General features: G+C 68.6%; 12 protein-coding genes. 3 read left to right on the forward strand and 9 right to left on the reverse strand.

The features are described 5' to 3' along the window. Nucleotides 1-10: 10 nt before the first annotated feature. The 6 genes from ACFY36_RS13095 to chvE form a co-directional block, all read right to left on the reverse strand. Nucleotides 11-7,198 (reverse strand): SpvB/TcaC N-terminal domain-containing protein, encoded by a 7,188-nt coding sequence (locus tag ACFY36_RS13095; protein WP_499746155.1) that lies wholly within the window; start codon nt 7,196-7,198, stop codon nt 11-13. A gap of 204 nt (nt 7,199-7,402) precedes the next feature. Then, on the reverse strand, nt 7,403-10,468 hold the full coding sequence (gene fxsT / locus ACFY36_RS13100; protein WP_499746156.1) for an FxSxx-COOH system tetratricopeptide repeat protein: 3,066 nt from the start codon (nt 10,466-10,468) through the stop codon (nt 7,403-7,405). After that, nucleotides 10,465-10,776, reverse strand: coding sequence for a hypothetical protein (locus ACFY36_RS13105; RefSeq protein ID WP_499746157.1), 312 nt, complete (start codon nt 10,774-10,776; stop codon nt 10,465-10,467). The genes fxsT and ACFY36_RS13105 overlap by 4 nt, the downstream gene beginning before the upstream one ends. A 34-nt stretch (nt 10,777-10,810) precedes the next feature. Continuing rightward, nucleotides 10,811-12,061, reverse strand: coding sequence for a multiple monosaccharide ABC transporter permease (gene mmsB, locus ACFY36_RS13110; RefSeq protein ID WP_499746158.1), 1,251 nt, complete (start codon nt 12,059-12,061; stop codon nt 10,811-10,813). Then, the gene (mmsA, locus tag ACFY36_RS13115) at nt 12,058-13,590 is read right to left on the reverse strand and encodes a multiple monosaccharide ABC transporter ATP-binding protein (RefSeq protein WP_499746159.1); all 1,533 of its coding nucleotides are present in this window, start codon (nt 13,588-13,590) and stop codon (nt 12,058-12,060) included. Before mmsA ends, mmsB begins: the two co-directional genes overlap by 4 nt. Then, on the reverse strand, nt 13,587-14,705 hold the full coding sequence (gene chvE, locus ACFY36_RS13120; RefSeq protein WP_499746160.1) for a multiple monosaccharide ABC transporter substrate-binding protein: 1,119 nt from the start codon (nt 14,703-14,705) through the stop codon (nt 13,587-13,589). Before chvE ends, mmsA begins: the two co-directional genes overlap by 4 nt. A 227-nt stretch (nt 14,706-14,932) precedes the next feature. Here chvE and ACFY36_RS13125 point away from each other — a divergent pair, with 227 nt between their 5' ends. Further along, on the forward strand, nt 14,933-15,877 hold the full coding sequence (locus tag ACFY36_RS13125) for a methyltransferase domain-containing protein (RefSeq protein WP_499746161.1): 945 nt from the start codon (nt 14,933-14,935) through the stop codon (nt 15,875-15,877). Here the strand turns inward: ACFY36_RS13125 and ACFY36_RS13130 are convergent. Both ACFY36_RS13130 and ACFY36_RS13135 read right to left on the reverse strand, forming a co-directional pair. Then, nucleotides 15,838-16,605 carry an SAM-dependent methyltransferase gene (locus ACFY36_RS13130; protein ID WP_499746162.1) on the reverse strand — a complete coding sequence of 256 codons (768 nt, stop codon included), beginning with the start codon at nt 16,603-16,605 and terminating at the stop codon, nt 15,838-15,840. The two genes, ACFY36_RS13125 and ACFY36_RS13130, sit on opposite strands and share 40 nt — an antisense overlap. Before the next feature lie 21 nt (nt 16,606-16,626). Next, on the reverse strand, nt 16,627-17,205 hold the full coding sequence (locus ACFY36_RS13135) for an HD domain-containing protein (protein WP_499746163.1): 579 nt from the start codon (nt 17,203-17,205) through the stop codon (nt 16,627-16,629). 201 nt (nt 17,206-17,406) lie between these two features. On the opposite strand from ACFY36_RS13135, the gene ACFY36_RS13140 reads away from it, so the two are divergent. Both ACFY36_RS13140 and ACFY36_RS13145 read left to right on the forward strand, forming a co-directional pair. Beyond that, entirely contained in the window at nt 17,407-17,949 is a 543-nt protein-coding gene (locus ACFY36_RS13140) for a DUF6082 family protein (protein WP_499746164.1), read from the forward strand. A 176-nt stretch (nt 17,950-18,125) separates the two neighbouring features. Further along, nucleotides 18,126-18,605, forward strand: coding sequence for a nucleoside deaminase (locus ACFY36_RS13145; protein ID WP_499746165.1), 480 nt, complete (start codon nt 18,126-18,128; stop codon nt 18,603-18,605). On the opposite strand, the gene ACFY36_RS13150 is transcribed toward ACFY36_RS13145, so the two are convergent. Further along, nucleotides 18,602-19,453, reverse strand: a complete 852-nt coding sequence (locus ACFY36_RS13150) for an MEDS domain-containing protein (RefSeq protein ID WP_499746166.1) — start codon at nt 19,451-19,453, stop codon at nt 18,602-18,604. The two genes, ACFY36_RS13145 and ACFY36_RS13150, sit on opposite strands and share 4 nt — an antisense overlap. Nucleotides 19,454-19,535 lie beyond the last annotated feature (82 nt).

The raw sequence follows: 19,535 nt of genomic DNA on the forward strand, positions 1-19,535 counted from the left end.
CCCCTCCCGCTCAGTGCCGGAAACGGTTCTCGTACGCCTTCCAGCCGGCGTCCGTCGGTATCCCGTTGCCGCCGATGCCCGCGCCGTTCACGAGTTCCCAGGTCGTTCCTTCTACGGTGGTCTTGAGATAGTTGTCCGCGGCGACCGCGTCGTGGCAGGCCTGGCATCCTCCGCCGGCCCCGCCACCCATGGAGCCCTCGATCCGGGCCTTGAAAATGGTCTGGTTCGGCCCGAAGCCCGGCATGCGCATGTGGTCCGGCTTGAACAGCAGGGGGTCGACCGGCAACAGCTCGTAGGCCATGGTCGCGACCTCACCCCCGGCCGCTCGCCAGTTGCCCTCACGCAGGTGCGCACCGGCCAGGAAGGAGTGCTTGGCGACCGTCCATGCCATGGTCACCTTGCCGGCGACGGCAAGGCCCTTGACCCCGATCCCGATGGCCTTGGCGGCCACGCCCTTGGCGCCTTTGGCGAGCACCTCGGCGCGGGCGAGTCTGCGCTCCATCTGGCGCTCGAAGCGGGCTTCGAACTGGGCGGTCTTCTTCCCCGCCTCCCGGAGCGACAGTGTCTGGAAGTGACTGCCGTCCTGCCCCACGATCGTCGCGCCGCGCTGCGCCCTGGTGGAAGCGGACTCGACGCCGTTCATGACTCTGTCCCAGTCCCGCTTCGACCGGATGAGGATGTCCTTCTTGTAGTTGATCCCTTCGCCCCGGGCCACCCGCTCCTTCAACCTTTTCAGGTGCGCGTTGTCGAGCCGGTCCTTGGGGACCTTGCCCCGTTTCTCCGTGCGCATGACCTCGGCTCGTTCGTAACCGCCCTTCTGCTTGTAGTCGCTCTTCCCGGTCGTCGGGTCGGTCATCATGAGCTCCACGTGGGAGCCCGGCATGGGATGTTCGAGGAAGGTGACCTGGTTCCTGCCCACTTTGCTGGCGTAGGTCTTCTTCAGTTCCTTGTACGGACCGTGGGTGCCGACGCCGTAGTTCGACTGCCGGCCCGGCGCTTTCTTCTTCGGGCTGCGGCCGTCGGTATCGGTGAAGTGGATCGGGTTGTTCGCGGCATAGGCGTACTGGTTGGCGCCGCCGGACGCGCCGGCCGGATCGGCCGAGGTCCACCTCGTCAGCCACGGCGCGTAGTACCGGCTGCCGTGGTAGCTCAGTGAGCTCTCCTCGTCGCGTTCCCGGCCGGTGAAGCGGTACCGCTTGCGGGTGTAGCTTCCGAAGGTCGTCTCACCGTACGGGGAGTATTCCTCACGGTTGGTCAGCGCGCCGCTGCCGTCGACCGTTGCCGTGCTGCTGCCCACGTCGTCGGTGAGGTGCACGGCAACCCTCGGTCCATGGTCGTCAGGGTGGGCCGGCCCTATCCGCACGACCGCGACGCGGTGCTGGTCGTCCAGTACATGCACCGCGTTGTTGGCGCCACTGGTGGATCCGGCGGTCGGGCCGGACCAGCGATGGTGCTCGAAGAGGCCACCGATGTAGTGGGTGACCTCGACCCCTCCGCCTTGGCGGCGGACCAGTTTCTTCACCCGCTCGCCGGTCGCGTCGTAAAGATAGTGGGCGTGCACCGACGGCTCGGCGCCCTCGGTCTGCGTCGCGAACGTCATCAGCCGGTCCGCGTGGTTCCAGCCGAAGCGGCGAGTGCCGGCCTCGAGGCACAGGTTGCCGTTGGCGTCGAAGACGCAGTCGAACGGGTTGCCTCCGGCCTCCATCCGGAGCACCCGGTTGGTGCCCGGCGCCGGCGTGAAGTCCCGTGTGTACCCGCCCGCACTGCTGTGGACCAGCTGGGTCAGGTTGCCTCCCGCGTCGTACCGGTACTGTTCCGTGTAGGCCTGGGTGGTCGTGACGTCGACCCCGCGCGGCAGGTTGATCCACGGATCCTGGTTGGGCGGGGTGGCCTGTTCCCGGCCGGTCGCCGACACCAGCCGATAGACCGGGTCGTAGCCGAACTGCCGGTCGAGCGCGTTCGGGCTCAGCGGCAGGCCGCCCCCGGGCGTGCGGTCACGGACCGCGAGGGTGTTGCCGACCAGGTCGTACGTGTAGCCGCAGTCCTGCAGCACCGGCCCGGCCGGCCGGTACGTCGCTGCCTGCGGCCGGCTGTACGACTCCGTGCGGAGCCGGACGAGGCGGAAGGTCCGCGGGTCGTAGGCGTACCGGGTCATCACGCCGTTGCCGTAGGCGATCAGCTGCCGTTGCCCCTTGGCGTCGTAGGCGATGTGCTGTACGTACACCGTGCCGTCGAGGCTCATCCGGACCAGTGCGCCCGACCGGTCGTAGGCCGCCCGGATCTCCCGGCGCCCGCCTTCGACGTCGACCGGCAGCAGGTGCGCTGTGGGCCGGCTCAGCCCGTCGTATCTCGTGGTGGTGGTGGTGTAGCCGGCCGGTTCCAGCAGCTCCGCGTCACGCTGATCCTGGGTCTGCCCGGGGGCGGGTTGCCAATCCACGCTGAATCCCGGCACCACCCAGCCGTTGGCCTGTGCCCGCACATACGTGTCCTGGAGCGGCGCGTCAGCGATCACGCGACGTGTCGCCCGCAGAAGGTTGCCCTTGAAGTCGAACGCCTCGGTGACCACCAGACCGGCCTCGTCGTACTGCCGGACCGGCCTGCCCAGCAGATTCGCCGCCCGGGCGACGGCGCGATCGGCCGCCGGCTGGCCGGGCCCGCCGGCGTCGCCGTACACGATCCGCTGCCGGAGAGTGACCCTCCCGTCGGCGGCATCACGCGCCCAGCCGCGGATCGGCCGGTGCAGGACGTCGTACGCGAGCAGGCCGAGCGCGTCTTTGCTGTCCCGGCTCTCGACCGGTTCGGAGAGCGCGTCCAGCACGGTGTCCCGGCGGCCGCCGTCCAGGCCGTCAGCGCGCCAGCGGCGCCCGGCCAGATCGTAGGTGTACCGGAAGGCCACCCTTCCGAGTGCGTCGGTGACCGACAGGAGGTTGCCCGTGATGTCGTACGACTGGCGGATGACGATCGAGTCGGTGGTATCGGGCCGGTTGCGGGCCACGGCGCTGACGGTACGACCTAGCGCGTCGACCTCGATGCTGGCCGGCGTGTTCCAGTGGTCGCGGAACGCGATGCTGGTGCCCGCATGGGTCCGGCCGGCGTTGTCGTTCGCGTCGTAGGTGTAGGACTCCCATGGTGTGGGGGCGTACCGGTCGGGGTCGGACAGGTCGAACGGGACGCCGTGGACCACTCGCTGTTCGCTGCCGTCGGGATGCACGGTGCGGACGACCTCGCCGCGCGGGTCGTAGAACATCGTGGCCATCGGCCCGAGCAATGCGTCGCCCGGCCGGCCGTATTCGAGCCCGGTCGCGAAGAACGGCTCGTACGCCCGCACCACCCGGCCCTTGTTGTCATAGAGCTGCCAGCCGGAGACCCGGACGTTCTCCGGGTCCGCCGGTGCCCGGACCCGGCCCGCCACGTCGCCGCCGGCCGGCGCGTTCTGGTCCGCCGGCAGCACCCCGCCGCCGACGGCCGTGTCGCCGAAGAGCACGTCCTCGGCCTGCGTGCGCGTCTGCACGATGCGCCCGAACCCGTCGGAGTACTCGACCGAAACGATGACCTCGGCCCGGTCGGCGGCCGGGACGTCGACGTCCGTGTCGTGGTGCACGCGCCCGGCGGTACGCGCCGACGCCGGCCGGCCGTGCGAGTCGAACGCGTGGAGGTCGTACTCCGTGCGGGTGCTGGGCTCGGAGCTGTCGCCCTCGCCGTCCTTGCCCCGCACGAACACGGCCGTGACCAGCCCGGCCGGCGAGAACACGGCCCGGCTGCCGTTGCCGTTCGCGTTCGTGACGGTGTGCGGGCGCAGCACGCGGTAGTCGTACTCCGCCGAAGTTTCCAGTCCGGCGGCATCGATCGACAACACCGGCAGCAGGTCGTGAACGTCGTACGCCATCGAGCTGACGCTGCCCAGCGGGTCCATCGACCGCGTGCGGAGGCCGCGCGGCACACGGCCGGGTTCATGGACGTCGTAGCGGAACCGGTTGGTCACCGTGTAATACCCGCCCGGCGAGCCGGTGACGCTGTCGCCGGTGTAGTGCACATATCCGGCCAGCGCCGGCAGCAGCGTACGGAACTCGACCGGGTACTCGGCCGGCCAGGAGGCGACCCCGTCGGGATCCAGGTAAACAGGCCGGGCGCCGGTCGCGGCGAACAGCCCGGTGAGGAACCCGTCGGTGAATACCAGCGACTCCTCGCGGACAGGCAGCGCATGCTCGCCGAGGACGCCCAGTGGCAGCCCTTCGAAGGCGGCTCCGTCGTAGAACGTCCGGCTGTGCCCGATCAGCCTGAGTGAGACACCCTGACCGGAACCGGCGAGTGTCGCGTCGCGCAGATCGGCCATCGTGAGGTGCCCGTCGTTGACCACCTCGAAGGTGCTCGTGCGGGCGACCCGTCCGGCCAGGTAGTGGTCGGCGTCGTCCCGGGTGGCGTACTCCACCGTCGAGGACGTCGCGAGGTACGGCGCGCCGGACGGGCCGGCGGTCATGGGATCGCGGCCGCGGGGCACGGCGACGTGCATCTGCCCGAGCGGGAAGCCATAGCGGTCGATGCCCGCTGGGAACGTGAACTCGGTGTGCGGGTCGGTGCCCCGTTCCCATTGGGTGGTCCGGCCGGCCGCCGTGAACGGCAGGAAGACCCGGTCCGCCTCCTGCCGTACGCCGACGACGGACTCGCTCACCGAGTACGGCCGCGACTCCAGGGCCGTGCCGTCGAGGGCGAACAGCTCGGTGCGCAGGAGGTGTCCTCGCATGGCCCGGATCGCGTCCCGCCTCGCGCCGGAAGACAGACCGGCCAGGAATTCGGCGTGCCCGGCCGGGGCGGCCAGCTTCGGCGGATCGTCCTGCCAGTACTCGGCACTCAGGTCCAGCTCGGTCCACGTGTCAGCCTCGACGGTCGCGACCGGTCCAAGATGGAACCAGTTCCTGGTCAGCACCGGCGGCGAGAAGTGCCCGTCCGGCACCGAAGGATCGGCGAAGGTCTCGCTGTCGAGTTGCTCGACCAGACCGAATCCTCGGAACTCGCGTTCCTCGCCGTCCCAATAGCCGTGGCGGTACCGGTACCGCGTGACCATCCGGCTGCCGGAGATCGCGTCGGTGACCTCGACACGTGACACGACATGGACCGGGACCGGCAGCGGGGTTCGCCAGCGCGTCGCGGGGTCGCCCTGGTCGCGTACGTATTCGGCTGTCGAGGTGCCGTACTCCACCCGGGTGATCGCACCGAGGTGATTGTCGAAACCGGCCAGCAGGTGGGGCTTGAGCCCGCCGGTGAAGTTCAGGAAGCGCGGATCGGCCCGGTCCGCCGAGCGGCTGAACAGCAGCCCGGCCATCCCCGTGCCGTGCAGGTCGACCATCTGCGCGGAGTCGGCGCCGGCGAAGCGTGGCGTGCCGGTGATGACGAACGGGGCGTCGGTCCACGCGTTCCCGGACTGATTCACCCAGAACAGAACTCGTCCGTCCCCGACGTATATCAGGTCGGCCACGCCGTCCCCGTCTACGTCGCCGAGGAGAACGCGGCGGGGGTCGTAGCCGATGCCGCCGCCCGCGTCGCCTGGTAAACGCGGCGACCGGGGCATCGTCACCTTCGCGCCCCACCGGTTGTGGCCGAGGTTCGGCCAGTACGACACGTTGCCGTTGGTGATCAGCACGATGTCCTGCAGCCCGTCGCCGGTCATGTCAGCCAGCCGGACCCTGGGGTCGGCCAGATCCGGCGGCTGCGCGGCGCTGTTGCTCACCGAGGTGCGCTGCCAGGCCACCCGCGGATCCCGGTCGTTGAACCAGGCCTGGAGACGGCTGCCTGAGCGCAGCACATCGGTGAGCCCGTCGCCGTCCAGGTCGACCAGCCTCGTGCTCGGATCGTCGAACCTGACGGCCGGCGTCTGCCGATAGGTTTGAAAGGAGCGACGTGACCACCCACCGGCGAACGTCATGGGGAAATATCCGGCCGGTAGCCCTCTGCTGGCAACGTCCGTGGTCACCGCGGACACGACCAGATCGGGGCGGCCATCGCCGTTCGCGTCCATGAACTCCACGCCGTCGTCGGTCAGCGAGAGCGGCGGCGCCTCCGGCAGTGAGCGCGGCAACTCGAACCGGCCGCTTCCGGCATTGCGCCAGAACCGCTTCGCCGCGCCCAGTTCGACGATGTCGGGCAGCCCGGTGCCGTGCAGGTCCACCAGGGCGAAGCCGGGGCTGTCCAAGGGCACGGCCGGCAGGCCGGCCCCGGACAATCGATCCAGGCGACGGTTGGCCGGGTCGAACTCCGAGTAGGTGAGGCTCAGCGGCGGCAACGCCTCCTCGACCGGCGCGGGCCCCTGGTCGTCGACGCCGACCGGCTCGATCCGCACGAGCAGCGACGCGCCGGTGAACGCGGCCGGCCGGTAGCTGAGGCGGAGTTCCTGTGACATCCGCGCGACGCCGTCGGCCGCGTGCGTGGACACCCGGATCGTGCGACACCGCGTCGACGTCCGCAGCTCGAACCCGGCCCGGCGGTCCGAGAACGGGTCGGGACGCGGTTCGTAGTCGAACTCCACCCGGACCAGGAACGCGGGCGCCGCCCGGTCGCCGTAGTCGGCGTACGCGACTGCGGTGAGCAACGGCTGGTCCCAGCTGTGCGCGAGGTCCTGGCCGGCATCGCGCCCGTACTCATACCGGACAATGTTGCCCAGCGGGTCCCGGCTCTCGGAGATCTGCCAGGCGAACACCCGTCCTCGGCCGCCAGGATCGGCGTCGACGGCCGGATCTCGCCAATCCGCGGGTGCGCCGTCCGGACGCGGGGTGCCGAACCAGGTCAGCGAGCCGTCGGTGCCGCGCACCTCCCAGTAGTCGTTCCCGCCGCCGCGAACATGCTCGATGCGCGCGAACGGGCCCTCGGTGCGGGGCCGATATCGCTGCCGGCCGGCCGCACCCCCGTCGACCGGCACCAGATCCTCACCGCCGGACAGCAGGAACACATCCTGCTCGTCGCGGAAGAGAGGGATTCCCCGTGAGGTCTTGCGGGACACTCCGGGCAGACCGAGATGCCAGCCCAACCCGAACAGCCCGTTGCCGTGGCCGCTGCTGTACTCGAGCGCAAGCTGCGGCGTCGCACCGGACCGGCCGGCCGGCACGGGCACCGGTACCGACAGCGAGCCGGATCCGGAGGACAGGTCGGCGGAGAATTTCTCACCCAGGTCGTTGATCGCGCCACCACCCTTGGGCAGAGAGATCACCGAACCTTGTGCACCAGGAGCTGTCGCCGCGGCCTTCGATGTCGTGACCATGCCGACTCCCGGTTAGGTACCCCGTCACGAAACGTCCGATGGAGTTCCCGTGGCCGACATGGACGGCGTGAACGAGATGTCGCCGGCAGGATCCTCTACGAGGCACTCACGATACGCTTGCCCACTCGCGGGAACTGTCGTCAACTGGTCTGGTCAGCCGGCGTCCGCCTCCGCGCCTGTCGCTCGCAGTCCAGACCTCACTGTCCGCGTCAATGAATGCTCCTCGCCGAGCACCTCACGGCACGTGGCGAGTGTCTGCCGCAGCATCGCGACAGCGGATCCACGGTCACCTCGTTGGTACAAGCAGTAGGCAAGGTTGTTGGCCGAGGTGAGTGTGTCCGGGTGGTTCTCACCGACTACTCGGCGCCGTGCCGCCAGGACTCTCTCGAAGATCGGAAGAGCGCGGGCCAGGTCACCGACGGCCTGGTAGGCGCCGGCGAGATTGTTGAGGGCGAGAAGCGCGACGGGGTGGTCGCCTCCCAGAGCGCTTCGACGGTGGCTGACAAGCTCCTCGAAGAGAGGTACGGCGCGTTCCGCCTCGCCCGAACGAAGACAGGCGAAGGCGAGAACGGTCATCGAGTCCAGCGTCGCCGGGTGTGCGTCACCCAGAGTCCGCCGGCGGCCGTCGACGGCCTGCTGCCGCAGCGAGATGGCGGACCGCAGGTCGCCGGCGGCCTCGTCGAGCTCGGCCTGCAGATCGGTCAGCGCCAGGGTGCCGGGATGGTCGGTGCCGTTCGCCTGCTCGGCGTAGGCCAGCAGCCATCTCGATAGCTGGGTGGCACGCTCGAGGTCGTCCGCCTCTCGGCAGGCGTCGACGAGGTTGCCGGCCACGTTCATCGTGACCGGGTGAACGTCACCCAGCTCGTTCTGACAATGGGCGAGCGCTTGCTCGAGCAGCTGGACCGCGAGCCGATGATCATCGGCCGACCGATGGATCAAGGCGAGTCGGGTGATCGCCTTGACGGTTTCCGGATGAGCGTCACCCAGCACGCCACGAAGCTCGGCGATCACCTTCTGCGAAGTGGTGACGGCTCGCTCGTATTGACCGGCCGAAGAGTAGGTACCAGCCAGTAAGGAGACCGCCATGAGAGTGTCGGGATGATCGGCGCCCAGGACGCGCCTGGTTCGAGCGACGACTCGCTCCCTCAGAACAACGGCCCGGGACACGTCGCCGGCCGCCTCGTACGCGCGGGCCAGGCTGCTCGTGATACCGATGGCCTGGGGATGGCCGTCGCCCAGGACGGAATCGCCAGTGGCGGCAGCTTGCTCGCACCACGCGATGCCTCGCTGGATCTGCCCCGCGGAGACAAGCGTGGCACCGAGGTTGTTCATGGACAGAATGGTGTCCCGATGCTCGTCGCCCAGCGCCCGGCGACGACTGGCCAGCGCCTCTTCCAACATGGGCAGAGCGCGACCGAAATCGCCGATCGACTCGTAGCCGGCGGCGAGGTTGCTCAGGATCTGAATGGTGCCCTCGTGGTCCTCGCCCCGGGTTCTCCGGCTCTTGGCGAGAATCTTCTCCTGGAGAGATATGGCAGCACCGATATGCCCCAGCTCGCTGTAGGCGTGAGCGAGACTGCCCTCGGCGTTGATGGTGCTCGGATGCTCGGCGCCGAAAGTCCGGTGATAGTCGGCCACCGCCTGTTCGAGGAGAGGGACCGCGCGGCCGAAATCACGCGACTTCACGTAGCCGAGAGCGAGATTGTTCGTCGCCGCGAGAAGGCTCGCCTCGGCGCCCGTTCCGAAACGGCTGAAGATCTGTCGCGCCAGCTCCAGGAACGTGATGCTGGTGTCGAGAGATCCCTGGTCGCTCAGGAACACGCCGGCCCGATTCAGCCAGATGGCCTTGATGAGCGCGTCATCCCGGTCCAGGCTGCCGGGTCCACCTTGACTTGTGGCGGCCAGGGAGTGGGCGACGAGCGCGCTCAGATGAGGTATCAGCGCACGCCAGCGCGGCCAGCCGGACACCCCTTCGTCGTCCGCCGGCAGGACCTGAAGGATCGCGTAGTTGGCGGCCGCGCTGGCGCCCTCGATGTCTTCCGCCTGGCGGTGCCGATCGCCGGCGTCCGGAGTGCGCGTGACGGCTTGGACGAGGCGGTGGACGCTGACAGTGTCGCTGCCGTGATCGATGCTGATCATGTTGTATGCGGCCAACCTGCCGAGCGCGCGGCGGACGTTCACTTCACCGGCCGGGTGAGCGTCCGTCAGGAAACGCGGGATCGCGTCCGGGGCGTACCAGGCCAGTGCTCGCAGGACTCTTTCCGGAAGGTCGTCGTTCTCCCTCACGAGAGCATCAAGAGTGACCTGCCAGACCCGGGCTATGGTCCGTTCCTCGGGCCGCCCCTCGTCGGCGTCGCGGTACATGGCCGCGGGCTGTGCGGCCAGCAGGCGCAGATAGTCGTTCGGTCCGGTCCCGGTCTGTGCCATGTAAGCGCCGGCCTGTTCGACGGCCAGCGGCAACGAGCCCAACTCCGCACACACCGCACCGGCCGCCGCCGGATCGACACCGACGCCACCCCGCGCGGCTATCGCCGTCAGCAGTACGGTCGCGGCGTCCAGTCCGATGCCGCCCAAGCGTGAAACGGCGGCGGACTCCGGCCAGCCGGTGGCCCGCCGGCTGGTCACGACGATCCTGCCCGTCGTATCGAGAGGCATCCGAGCCATGAGCTCGGTGATGTGCCGAGGGTCGGTGACGTTGTCGAGAACGAGCAGCCACCGCTCGTGCGACGCCAGCCAGCGGATCGCGCGTTCCCGCAGCACCGGCTCCTTGAGAAAACCGGAGGCGCCCGTCTGCAGCGCTTCGATCAGCCCGGCCAAGCCGGCACTGAGGTTCCCCGGAGTGTCAGCGGTGACCCACCACACCACCGGGAACGTCCCGGACCGTTGAGCCGCCCAGCGCGCGACGAGGGTGCTCTTGCCGATTCCGCCCAGCCCGTGCACCACCTGGGCGATCCGCCCGGCGGCTCCCGCGTCGAGCATCGTCAACGCGGCGTCGCGCCCGACGAACAGGTCCGGCCGCACCGGCAGGTTGATCAGCCCGGGCGGCGCCGGGATGTTCTCCGGCGCGACCAGATATTCCGGCGGCAGGACGGTCGCGTTCTCGAGCGACACCTGCGTGTTGGTGGCGAACAGGCCGGTCGAGATGATTCCGGAGTTGCCGCCCTCCACAGTGACCTCCGGGTCACCGGATCGGCGCCCTTCGCGCCGCCACGGGCTCACTTCTGTTGAGTATTCGACGCGTGGTCGCCGGTCGACAGAATTCCGTCATTGCTGCCAGTGATGTGAATGGACGACGGTAGCGACTGGATCTCCGGCCGGCCTTGGTGCTGGCGTGCGAGGGCGAGGGTGCCCGCGGTGATCATGAGACCGGCTATGCCGGCGAGCCAGCTGGCATATTCGACGCCGTCGGGCCCGAACAGCCACGCGGTCACGCCCACTGCGGCAACCGACACGATGCCAGCGCCGATGATCACCCAACGTCGCAGAACCATCACTACATCATCGGTCACCGCGGCAACCGGGTCCATGGGCGGGCGCTCGATCAAGCGCCCGCCCAGCGGATCAGCGCGACGCGCCCGCGCGGCGCTTCGTCCAGATGTCGAAGGCGACCGCGGCCAGCAGGACCGCGCCCTTGACCAGCATGACCTCTTCGGACTCGGCGCCGATCAAGGACATGCCGTTGTTGATGACGCCCATGATCAGGCCGCCGGTGATGGCTCCCACCACCTTGCCCACGCCGCCCTGGACCGCGGCTCCGCCGATGAAGGCGGCGGCGATCGCGTCCAGCTCGAAGCTGTTGCCCGCGGTCGGGTTGGCCTGGTTCAGGCGGCCGGCGAAGATGATGCCGGCCAGCGCCGACAGGACGCCCATGTTGACGAAGATCCAGAAGATGACGGACTTGACCTTGACGCCGGAGAGCGTGGCGGCCTGCAGGTTGCCGCCGATGGCGTAGATCTGGCGGCCGAAGACCGCCCTGTTCGTCAGGACCGAGTAGCCCAGGACCAGCGCCGCCAGCAGCACCAGCACCCATGGCAGGTTGCGGAAGCGGGCCAGCTGGACCACCACGAACATGACCACCGCCGCCGCCACCACGATCTTCGTGATGAACAGCGGGAACGCCTCGACCGACTGGCCGTACTTCAGGCGGCCCGCGCGGGCGCGCCACTGCACGACCACGATGCCCACCACCGCGGCCACGCCCACCAGCAGGCTCAGCAGGTCGGCGCCGCCCAGCGCGCCCAGCCCGATGTTGCCCAGGTAGCCGTCGATGAAGCCGTTGGACAGGGTGCGGACCTCGTCCGGGAACGGGCCGATGCCCCGGTTGCCCAGGATCATCAGGGTGACCGCCCGGAACAGCAGCATGCCGGCCAGCGTCACGATGAAGGCCGGGATGCCGAAGTACGCCACCCAGTAGCCCTGCCAGGCGCCGATCAGCCCGCCGACCACCAGCGTGATCAGGATGGCGAGCGGCCACGGCACGCTGTGCTCGACCATCAGCACCGCCGCGACGGCGCCACAGGCGGCCACGATGGAGCCCACCGACAGGTCGATGTGCCCGGCGATGATGATCAGGATCATGCCGATGGCGAGGATCAGGATGTACGAGTTCTGGACGATGATGTTGCTGATGTTCTGCGGGGCGAGCAGGTCGCCGCCGGTCAGAATCGTGAACAGCAAGATGATCGCCGCGAACGCGAAGTAGATCCCGCTCTGGCGAAGGTTTATCGAAAGTCCGGGCCGGCCCTTGCGGTCGGGCACCGGCGGCGGCGCGTCGACCGAGAGGTCGGCGTTGGTCGGGGCGAGGCTGCTCACGAGGAAACCTCCTGCCCGGCGGTCATCAGGGTCATGAGGCCCTCCTGGGTGGCCTCGGCGCGCGGCACCTCGCCGGTGATCCGCCCCGCCGAGAGCGTATAGATGCGGTCGCAGAGTCCGAGCAGCTCGGGCAGCTCGGAGGAGATGACGAGCACGGCCTTCCCCTGGTCGGCGAGCTCGTTGATGATCGTGTAGATCTCGTACTTGGCGCCGACGTCGATGCCGCGGGTGGGCTCGTCGAGGATCAGCACGTCCGGGTCAGTGAAGATCCACTTCGCGAGGACGACCTTCTGCTGGTTGCCGCCGGAGAGCTTGCCCGTGATGCTCGAGACGCTGGGCGCCTTGATGTTCAGGCTCTTGCGGTAGCCGTCGGCGACCTTGTATTCCTCGTTGTCGTCGACCCAGCCGCCCTTGGCGAGCCGGCTGAGCGCCGCCGCCGAGACGTTGCGCTTGATGTCCTCGATGAGGTTGAGGCCGTAGCGCTTGCGGTCCTCCGTGGCGTACGCCAGGCCGTGCTCGATGGCCTCGCCGACGGACCGCAACTTGATCTCCTTGCCGTCCTTGAAGAGACGCCCGGAGATGTTCGTGCCGTAGGAGCGGCCGAAGATGCTCATCGCCAGCTCGGTGCGTCCCGCGCCCATCAACCCGGCCAGCCCGACGATCTCGCCGCGCCGCAGGGTCAGATTGGCGTCCTTGACCAGCACGCGCCCGTGCTGGGTCGGACTGTGCACCGTCCAGTCCTCGACCCGGAGAACTTCCTCGCCAACAGAAGAAACGTGCGGCGGGAAGCGGTTGTCGAGGTCGCGCCCGACCATGCCCGAGATGATCCGCTCCTCGGTCAGGCCCTCGGACGGCAGCGTGGTGATCGTGTGGCCGTCGCGCAGGATGGTCACCCGGTCGGCGATGTCGAGGACCTCGTTGAGCTTGTGCGAGATGATCACGCAGGTGATCCCCTCCTCGCGCAGCCCGCGGAGCAGCCCGAGCAGGTGGGCCGAGTCGTCGTCGTTGAGCGCCGCGGTCGGCTCGTCGAGGATCAGCAGCCGCACCTTCTTGGACAGCGCCTTGGCGATCTCGACCAGCTGCTGCTTGCCGACACCGAGGTCGAGGACCGGGGTGGTCGGGTTCTCGGCCAGGCCGACCCGCTGCAGCAGCTCGGCCGCCGCCGCGTTGGTGCGGTTCCAGTCGATCATGCCGCGGGTGGCGAGCTCGTTGCCGAGGTAGATGTTCTCGGCGATCGAGAGGTTCGAGGCGAGCGCCAGCTCCTGGTGGATGATGACGATGCCCTTGTGCTCGCTGTCGCGGATGCCGCCGAACTGGCACGGCTCGCCGTCGAACTCGATCGCACCGTCGTACTCACCGTGGGGGTAGACGCCGGAAAGCACCTTCATCAGGGTGGACTTTCCGGCGCCGTTCTCCCCGCAGATCGCATGGATCTCGCCGCGGAGCACCTCCAGGTTGACGTCGTCGAGCGCGCGCACGCCCGGGAACGTCTTGGTGATGCCCCGCATCTGCAGGATGGTGTCACTCATGACCCGAGCTGGGCCTCGGTGTAGTAGCCGGTGTCGATGAGCTCCTTCTTGTAGTTGCCCTTGTCGACGATGACCGAGTCGAGCAGCTGCGCCGGGACGACCTTGACGCCGTTGTTGTAGTCCTTGTCGTTGTTGGTCGTCGGCTTGTTGCCCTTGAGCACCGCGTCGGCCATCTCGACGGTGGTCTTGGCCAGCTGGCGGGTGTCCTTGTAGATCGTCGAGTACTGCTCGTCGGCGATGATCGACTTCACCGACGCCGCCTCGGCGTCCTGACCGGTGACGATCGGGTACTTCTGCGCGGCCGTACCGTATCCGTTGCTCTTAAGGGCAGACAGGATGCCGATCGAGAGGCCGTCGTAGGGCGACAGCACGCCGTCGACCTTCGCGCCGTCCTTGTACGTCGAGGTCAGCAGGTTCTCCATGCGCTCCTGGGCCACCTTCGGCTGCCAGCGCAGGATCGCGACGGTCTTGAAGTCGGTCTGCTTGCTCTTGACGACGATCGTGCCGTCGTCGAGGAACGGCTTGAGCACCTTCATGGCGCCGTTGAAGAAGAACGTGGCGTTGTTGTCGTCGGGCGAGCCGGCGAACAGCTCGACGTTGAACGGGCCCTTGGCCGAGCCCTTCGAACCGTCGGCGTTGAGCACCTTGAGACCGGTCAGCAGCGAGGTGGCCTGCTGCACGCCGACCTTCTCGTTGTCGAACGTGGCGTAGTAGTCCACGTTCGGGCTGTTACGGATCAGGCGGTCGTACGCGATGACCGGGATGTTGTTGGCCTTCGCGTTCTCCAGCTGGGTGGTGATCGCGGTGCCGTCGATCGAGGCGATGATCAGCAGCTTGGCGCCCTTGGTGATCTGGTTGTCGAGCTGCTGCGTCTGCGTCGGGATGTCGTCGCCGGCGTACTGGAGGTCGACCTTGTAGCCGAGACCCTCGAGCTGCTTCTTGACGTTGTCGCCGTCGCTGATCCACCGCTCCGAGGTGCGGGTGGGCATGGTGACGCCGATCAGCGCGCCCGCGTTGTCGCCGCCGGCGCCGGCCTCTTTATCGACGGTCTTCTCGGCCGAACCGCACGCGGTCAGGGCTGTCGCCAGCACGGCGGCGGAAACCACCGCACTCATCCTGGACAGTCTCATGCGGGGAACTCCTTCAATGAAATAACTCGCTCTTGAGGCGGGGGTGCGGTCGAGTGTGAACGCTCACATAGGAACATGTCAACCGTTCAAAGCAACGTTGCGGACACGAGGCCGAAACTTTGTTATCGATAACAGGTGGGTCTCGACGGGCGCATTCCGGCGCCATTCGTGGTATCCCCGCCGCGGCGCCCGCGGGCCTCTAGGGTGACCTTATGCGGTGGACCACCAAGGCCCGTATCCAGCGGTTCTGCGCCGCGGCGCCGGGCGGCGACATGGCGTACCGGCAGATCCAGCGCCGTCTCGGCCGCCTCGCCGCCGACCCGTTCCGGCGCCTGCCGCAGCACGCCGCGATGATGCGCCGGCTCGACGGTCTCGGCCTGCGGCTCGACGGGATGCGCGTCCTGGAGATCGGCACCGGCCATCTGCCGATCGCGCCGGTGGCCATGCATCTCTGCGGGGCGCGCGAGATCGTCACCGTCGACCTGCACCGCCGCCTCCAGCCCGACCTGACCACCGAGATGCTGCACAGGATGGTCAAGGCCGAGGATCAAATTCTTTCCCTGTACGACGGTCTGGTCTCACCCATCACACTGCGAGCGCGACTCTCCGTGATCGCCGACCTGGCCGACCGCCCGCGCGAGCTGTTCCGCCGCATCGGCATCCGCTATCTGGCCCCCGGCGACGCGTCCCGCATGCCGGACCCCGGCGGCAGTTTCGACCTGAGCTTCTCGATGACCGTTTTCGAGCACGTCACGCCGCGCGCCCTGCGGGCGATCCTGTCCGAGTCGCGCCGCCTGCTCGGCCCGTCCGGCTTCGCCGCGCACCTCATCGACCCCAGCGACCATTTCGCCCACCAGGACAGCGCGATCACCCGCATCAACTTCCTGCGCTATTCGGCGAAGCAGTGGATCCGCCTCGCCGGCAACGAGTACGCCTACTGCAACCGCCTGCGCGCCCCGCAGCTGATCCGCATGTTCGCCGACGCCGGCTTCGGCCTGGAACGGTGCGACCGCGTCGTCGACGAGGAGTCCCGGACGGCGCTGAGCGGCGCTTTCCCCGTACACAAGGATTTCCAGGAATTTGACCCGGTCGATCTGTGCACCACCGAGCTGACGGTCTACGCCCGCCCGAAGGTCTTCGCCGCGACCCCCGCGTAGCCGTCGACGTCCTTGCCCGGCCCGCCCTCGGGCCGCCATTGGGTCAGCGGGACCACGCCCGGCGCGACGAGCTCGAGCCCGCCGAAGAACGCCTCGAAGTCAACGACTTCGCGCAGGTGGTACGGCACGGCGCCGCTCTCGTTGTACTGCCGGTGCGACTCGATGACGCGCTCGCTGGTGGCCGTGCCGTCCGACATGACCAGATAGCTGCCCGCCGGCAACCGCCCGACGAGCCCGCCGACGATGCCCCGGGCCGCGGCCGGATCCTCGACGTGGCCCATCACCCCGAGCATGAGCAGCGCGACCGGCCGCTCGAAGTCGAGGAACGCTCCGGCCCGCTCGGCGACGGCGCCGGCGTCCCGCAGATCCCCGTCGACGAAGTGCACGTCGCCGCCGTGCAGCAGCTCGCGGGCGTGGGCGAGCACCAGAGGATCGTTGTCGACATAAACGGTCCGGCTGCCCGGCCCCACCAGCTCATGAGTGTTGCCGGCGGCCGGCAGCCCACTGCCGACGTCGAGGAACTGCCGCACCCCCTGCCCGTCGAGGAACCGGACGGCCCGCCGAAGAAAGGCCCGGGTCTCCCGGGCCGCGTCGACAATCTCGGGAAAGACGGCCCGCACCTGATCGCCGACCCGCCGATCGACCGCGTAGTTGTCCTTGCCACCGAGCCAGTAGTTCCAGACCCGTGCCGAATGGGGAACGCTGGTGTCCACTGTGTAGTCGCTCACCGCCCCAGTGTGGCACCGGCGTCAGGTCACCGCGTGCCCGTGAAGGGCGGCCAGATCCCCCAGCTCGGGCACACCGAACTCCCGTACGAGCTCATCGAACCGCTCGGCCTTGCCCGCACCGAACCGGCCCACACCGGCCCGGTAGGTGGCGGCGCTGACAAAAACGGGCGGCGCCGTCTTGCTGTGAAACTTGTCCGCGTACATGACGAGGGCCTCCTCGCCACTGCTGGGCACATAGTCCCCCGGAGGCAGCGGCAGCCCTTGCCGCTCGATGTCCTCGCGGGTGATGCCGACCCCGGTATGACAGGAGCAGAACCGCCGAAAAGGCTCCGGAAGCCCGGCCTCGGCCAGCAGCTCATGCCCGAGAAGCCCGTGCCGCAGATAGCTCTCCCCCGGCCCGAGCCGATAAACCCCGATGTCGTGCAGAAGGGCCCCCGCCCGCACCAGAGCGACGTCGAACTCCCCTTCCCGCCCGCGCAGCAGCCGCTCGGCCACCGCACAGACAATCAGGCAGTGCGTATAGACAAGCTCAAACGCTTCCCGGCTCGGCGCACACCGCTCATGCAGCACCCGAATCCGCTCATCCGTGGGGATCTCCATAACCCCTGCGACTCTAGCCGCCACGTTGCGCGCGTATGAGATCACGCGCCACCGCCACTCTTGGAAAGGCGGTTTGCCCAGCATGAATGAATACCGATTGAACGGATGACGTCGGGCAGACTGAGGTAACCACGCCTGGGAGTCGACATCACGGCTGCGGATTCTCGGACGACCGAACACACCGGGATCGTCGTCCGGTGGGTGCTGACGGCGATGTGCGCCCTCGCGTTCACGGCCGCGATGGCGAGCGTCCTGGTGACGCCTCTCGTCCTCGGCCGCCTGTATGCCGCGGGCGGCGACTACTCGCGGCTCAGCGACATCGGCCAGGCGTATGGCGCCGCCTCGGCGATGATCGCCGCGTTGACTCTGGGCGTCGTCCTGGCCGGGCTGGCGGTGCAACGCCGCCAACTGCGCGACGACCGTCTCCGCGCGCTCATGGACAAGACGGACGTGCTCGTGAAACTCGCAATGGACGAGCCTGTCTACCGGCAGTGCTGGGGCGCGCGGATAGCGCCGGACGGCATGGACGAGGACGTCTTCTACTACTGCAATGCGATCGTCAACACCTGGAAGCAGGCGTGGGAGTTACGTGATCTGCCCGAGGCGCAGCTTCGCGGCTATCTCGAGCGCTTTTTCGACAGCGAGGTGCCTCGATTGTTCTGGCGACTACATGGAGACTGGCACAAGAGGGCAAGGCCGCGAATCAGCCGAGGTCGGCGACCTCCACACAGTGATGGTCGCTGACGCACCTGGCACTGCGCCGCCACACGACCGGGCCCACAACCGACATCCTGCGCTCCTGCGATTTCCCGGAAGATCGAACCGGCACAGCCTAGCGGGACGCACAGTTCCGGCGGGTACGACACCCCGATGATGTCCTCCAGGCAGGTGAATCGCGTCCCGGACGTATGGTGGTGATCATGGGAACGAGCATCACGGACGCTGACCTCGGGCACCTGGAGCGGGCGATCGAACTCGCGTGGGAAGCGCGCAAGCGGGGCGATCATCCCTTCGGGGCGCTGCTTCTGACGCCGGACGGGAAAGTTCTCGAGGCTCGCAACAGCGTGGTCACCGGGGAGGATGCCACCGGGCACGCCGAGACCAATCTCGTTCGGCTGGCCGGAGGGCTGTCTTTCGACGAGCGGGCCGGCAGCGTGCTCTACACCAGCACCGAGCCGTGTGCCATGTGTTCGGGGGCTATCTACTGGTCCGGGGTCGGGCGGGTCGTCTTCGCCCTGTCCGAGGCCGATCTGGCCGGCATGGTCGAGGAGGAAGAAGGGATTCCGCCACTGCGGCTGCCCTGCCGTGAGGTTTTCGCTCACGGTGGGCGCGAGATCGTGGTGGACGGGCCCGTGCCCCTGCCGAGCGCCACCGCCGTACACGACGGGTTCTGGGACTAGAGCATCGCTTCTTGGGTGAGGCCGTGGAAGCGCAGCAGACGGCCGACCACGGGCAGGCAACCCCGCACGCGCACGCGGTCGCCGCTGTCGGCCACGGCCTGGATCACGACGCGGGCTGCGGCCGTGTCGGCGAAGCGTAGGCCTGTCACGTCGAGGATCGCCGTGCCGCCGGACTCGGGGAGGTCGGCGATCAGGCCGGCCAGCACCGACTCGAGCGCGAACCGGTTCGACATGTCGGCCTCGCCGGTCAGCTTCATGCCGAAGGGCTCCGTCGTGCGGCGGCAGCGCAGCGACGACGCCGGGTCGAACGGCAGCAGCGGGCCGGCCGCGCCCGGATGGGCCAGCGTGAGACGGCGCAAGGTCAACGGATCGAAGATCCTTCGGTCGTACGCGCACACGCCGGCCACGAAACCGTCGACGAACACCTCGTTGATGCGGGCCTCGTACCAGTCCAGCGACTCGGCGCCCGGCACGCCCCGCGACGCCCACGACATGTCGCCGACCACGCGCAGACCCTGGTAGCCCTCCGCGCGGGCCTTTTCCTTCTCGGCCAGGAAATGCTCCACGGTCGCCTCGGCGTCGAACGAACCGCCGGACAGGTAGCTGCCCTCCGGGGTCTCGGCCACCAGCTGGCCGGTGGCCAGGGCGTTCCGGGCGGCCCCGTTGCGCTCGGCCAGCCCGTCGACGACCCGGTGGGGATCGGGGCCGAGGTAGCAGACCTTCTGGCGTGAGCGTAGGCCGGACGCCAGAACGTCGACGACCGCGTCCAGCCGTACGGCGTCGTCGTCGACGGTCCAGCAGACGTGGTCGCCGAGCTCGAGCTGATCAAGCACTTTCAGCCCGCCCACGCGCGACACCCCCTCAGGTCCGCGCCGCTCCCCCTCGTCGCGAAGTGTCGTTCACCGTACGCTACGAAACGTCAGCGGTGCG

This window comes from Actinoplanes sp. NPDC000266 (assembly GCF_042899005.1).
In the GTDB taxonomy this organism is placed as follows: Bacteria; Actinomycetota; Actinomycetes; order Mycobacteriales; family Micromonosporaceae; genus Actinoplanes.